Here is a 3,652-nt window from a genome sequence, read left to right as displayed (position 1 = left end):
CAGCAAAGGTATTCTATCTTATTTTGTCTGTTTAAATTGTTTAATTACCGCTAATGAATACCGATATGAAAACCTCAATGCAATCGCAGAAAAAGCAAATTGTCGTTGTGGGGGCTAGCCGAGGTATCGGTGCAGCCGTAGCTCAACACTTTGCTCAAAAGGGCGATCGCGTCTTCTCTGTCTCCAGGAGTCAACCAGTCGCGGGAGAATGGATTCAAGCCGATATTTCCACTGACGCAGGAATACAATTAGTTGCTGATACTATTGGTGACGCAGTGTTGGATGCTTTTTTGTTCATGGGCGGAGTATGGGAAGATGGAGCTTTTACAGGACAGTACGACTTCTTTAAAAGTAGCGATCGAGAAACTCGTTATGTAATGGCTGTAAATACTATTGCTCCTATTGAATTGACTAGGCAGCTTACCAAAAATCTGATTAACTCGAACAATCCACGAACCATATTTATTGGCTCACTATCTGGACTAGATAACTCTGCCACTATCGAAGTGGCTAACACAGCATCAAAATTTGGATTAAGAGGCGCAGCACAGGCATTAAAAATCGCTTTGAGCGATCGCAACATTGGCATCACAGTCATTAATCCTGGTAATGTCGCCACGGAAGAAGTATTGACAGATATTGAAGAAGGCAGATTTGAGCAGCAAGTTCCTATCCCTCTTGCAGACATAATTTCGGGGATTGAATGGATTTTGACACTTTCCAATAATGTAGATATTGGAGAAATTAATATACAGCAAAAAACTTAATTGCTCTGTTCTATAGTTTATGGTAATTGACTGGCAGAGTAGTAGCGATAATTTGTGAATGGGTCTATCTGCATGGGTTTTAGCAGCCCCATTTGGTCATAGAGGCGTAGTGCTTTAATCGATATTTGACTAAGTTTGGAAAAATCACCAATTTTGAACATCGTTCAATCTCTTTGCTTTCTATTTCTCCAGTAAATACTCTCCTCCAAGGGAAGAGTCAAGTTGGCATTCTGCACATAAATTTAATTTTCAATAATCAATTAGCTAGATAACAGCTTAGATGCGTGGAATAATTAGATAACAAGCATTTAATTACATCGCTATACTAAAGCTTAATCAAGCAAGTTCGTATAATTATTTCTTCAAGTTAATTATCTGCGGAATTCAGATTGGCGATCGCTTTTAACCAGTCTATATTTAAGATGCGATCGCTTTTTACTCCGATAACCAACCAAATAATTCTCCTAAAGTTAACTGAAAAGAGATAGCGAAATAGCAACTTTAACTTTGACGGTAAGCTTTTGGTGTCATTCCCACAAACTGACGGAAGTATTTGCTTAGGTGAGCATGACTATTAAAACCGCACATCATAGCAACATCGGAGATTGATATTTCTGCTTTTACTAATAGCTGTTTAGCTAGTTCGATTCTTTGCTGCATTACATACTGATGGGGAGATTTGCCCGTAGATTTTTTAAATAGTCTACTAAAATGAAATTTGCTAATTCCTAGACGGGTTGCCAAGTCTTCTAACTTAATCGATTGGCTTAGGTGATGGTCAATATATTCCATGGCTTGAAATAAAGAGCGATCGCTCAATCCCCCTTCATAGATTTTTATTTGAGGCTTAGTAATGCTGTAATCTCGCAACACATATAACCATCAAAGCATTGGCTAAAGACTCGATATAAAGCTGTCCTACACCATCTTTACCCCGATAAAGTTCGCTGCGTAACATCATCGCTAGCTGTTCGATTTGAGGATGGCGATCGCGAAATTCTGTGCGTAATTCTAGGCGATTGAGATCGCAATTCATTACTTCTGTGGCTACTTGGTTGAGAAAGTGTGGGGGAATTCTTATTGCTAAAAAATGGTCATGACCATAAGCTTTATACGTACAGGGAAGTTGTGCTGGTGTAATCGAAAGATCGCCATTGGAATAAATTCCACTATGGTTGCGATTACGCTCCGCGTACGCCGAAGGCATCGCCAATAGCTTGCCAGATGCGGTATGGTTTGGTTGCCAAACACAAAGCGATCGTATGTTCTAGATCGGGAGAAAACGTACTGTTTCCAGGCGGTTGCTTAAATTCGGCAACAGTTATCGACTCCCAACCCAAATCCGCACTTGTAACAATTGGCGATGGTATTTCTTTCGCTGTTTTAGGTGATGAATTAACCATTGATTCTGCTAAAAAAACTCGCAGCAAGATTATGTAAGCCGAGCAATATTTTGAAAGCTCAAAAATCTCTAGTCACTTATTCTGTAATTGTAACGATTGAACTAACAAAACTTAGTAAGTAGAAAGGATTTTAAACATGGCTAACTTGTTACACATTGATGCTAGTCCTAGGGGAGAGCGATCGCATTCTCGTAAAATGACTGGAGAATTTATTGTTACTTGGAAACAATTTCATCCAGAAGATAGCGTTACTTATCGAGATGTGGGACGCAATTCCATTCCTAATGTTGATGAGGCTTGGATTGCAGCCAATTTCACGCCACCAGAACAACGAACACCTCAAATGTGGAAAGCGATCGCATTTAGTGACAAATTGGTGGATGAATTTTTAGCAGCAGATATCTATGTGATGGGCATTCCGATGTATAACTTGAATGTTCCCAGTGAATTTAAAGCATACATCGATAACATTATCCGAGTGGGACGACTCTATGCCTTTGAACCTGAAGACAGAGAATCACCTTACAAACCTCTGGTACAGGGAAAAAAGATGTTTATTATTACAACTCACGGTGCGGGAGGATTTGCGTCTGGTGGACGCTGGGACAAGTTAAATTATCAAGCTCCCTACTTAAAGGCATTGTTTGGTTTCATTGGTATCACAGACATCACCTTCATTGCCGTAGAAAAAGATGATCTCGGCGGTCAGAGTCTTGCTGATTCGATTGCTGCTGCTCGTTCCAGAATTTACGAATTAGTTGCTGCCTAACAATGTTCTGTTGATGCACTACATTCACCAAGAAACTGATAGCAAGTTTTTATGCTAGCGATCGCCAATTTGCTCATCTACTAACTGAAATTCGCTGTAAGATTTTGACAATGCAATCTGTTTAGGTCGCGTGCCAAGACAAGTGTAAAATAATGCAATATATCCCCTAGGTATTGAGTTGAGATACGTTAAAAAAATACCACATCTACCTGTGCTCCTTTTCAGACGATACTTTACTTTTGCGCCTCACGGTCAAGCACTTAACGATAGATACTCCTTACCACGATCGCAAACAAGCCGTTTAGCTTTCTGGTGAACTTAGGCAAGTTTTAAACTTTGATTACCTATACCACAATAATAATCTCAATGCCCCCAGTCTGGAAGGTAGGAAATGTGAGCTACGATAATCCTTCTTACGAAGTTTGCTCAACGGAGGATACCTCCGCAACGCAACTTCGCGCTAACGGACAGGGCGTAAACCCAGATCGTGAGGGGCTGTGTGCTAAAAGGTGCATCAGCATTTTATAAGCCCCGTCGTCTAACGATATCGAAGTGTTATCTTTAGGGACGACTGGCGATGCGGTTTTGGGGTTCGGGATTTTTGTACTGTATTAGCTAGTACAAAGTCTATTTATATGGAAGGAATACCGACTCCTAGAATCACAGGAATGATGGAAATAATGTATTTGTCGATTAATCCTTGCTCTCGAAAT

Annotated in this window: 5 protein-coding genes and 1 pseudogene; 2 read left to right on the top strand and 4 right to left on the bottom strand. The window is 40.3% G+C overall.

The genetic code is table 11. The annotated features are described in order from the left end of the window. Nucleotides 1–77: 77 nt before the first annotated feature. Nucleotides 78–767, top strand: coding sequence for an SDR family NAD(P)-dependent oxidoreductase (locus ACLFKQ_RS30880; RefSeq protein WP_449003409.1), 690 nt, complete (start codon nt 78–80; stop codon nt 765–767). Nucleotides 768–787: 20 nt separating this feature from the next. On the opposite strand, the pseudogene ACLFKQ_RS30875 reads toward ACLFKQ_RS30880, so the two are convergent. From ACLFKQ_RS30875 to ACLFKQ_RS30860, 4 genes and pseudogenes are all read right to left on the bottom strand, one after another. After that, nucleotides 788–928: pseudogene (locus tag ACLFKQ_RS30875) on the bottom strand (MerR family DNA-binding transcriptional regulator); the annotation flags it as partial. A gap of 340 nt (nt 929–1,268) precedes the next feature. Further along, nucleotides 1,269–1,640, bottom strand: a complete 372-nt coding sequence (locus ACLFKQ_RS30870) for a helix-turn-helix domain-containing protein (protein ID WP_449003408.1) — start codon at nt 1,638–1,640, stop codon at nt 1,269–1,271. Next, on the bottom strand, nt 1,615–1,974 hold the full coding sequence (locus ACLFKQ_RS30865) for a hypothetical protein (protein ID WP_449003407.1): 360 nt from the start codon (nt 1,972–1,974) through the stop codon (nt 1,615–1,617). Before ACLFKQ_RS30865 ends, ACLFKQ_RS30870 begins: the two co-directional genes overlap by 26 nt. After that, complete coding sequence (locus ACLFKQ_RS30860) at nt 1,949–2,170, bottom strand: hypothetical protein (RefSeq protein WP_449003406.1); 222 nt, start codon at nt 2,168–2,170, stop codon at nt 1,949–1,951. Before ACLFKQ_RS30860 ends, ACLFKQ_RS30865 begins: the two co-directional genes overlap by 26 nt. Before the next feature lie 136 nt (nt 2,171–2,306). Between ACLFKQ_RS30860 and ACLFKQ_RS30855 the strand changes: the two genes are divergently transcribed. Further along, on the top strand, nt 2,307–2,939 hold the full coding sequence (locus ACLFKQ_RS30855; RefSeq protein ID WP_449003405.1) for an FMN-dependent NADH-azoreductase: 633 nt from the start codon (nt 2,307–2,309) through the stop codon (nt 2,937–2,939). The last annotated feature ends 713 nt before the right edge of the window (nt 2,940–3,652 follow it).

The organism is Myxosarcina sp. GI1(2024), from assembly GCF_053543375.1.
The sequence above is the reverse complement of the archived record's forward strand: the minus strand, read 5'-3'. Positions and strand labels throughout refer to the sequence as shown.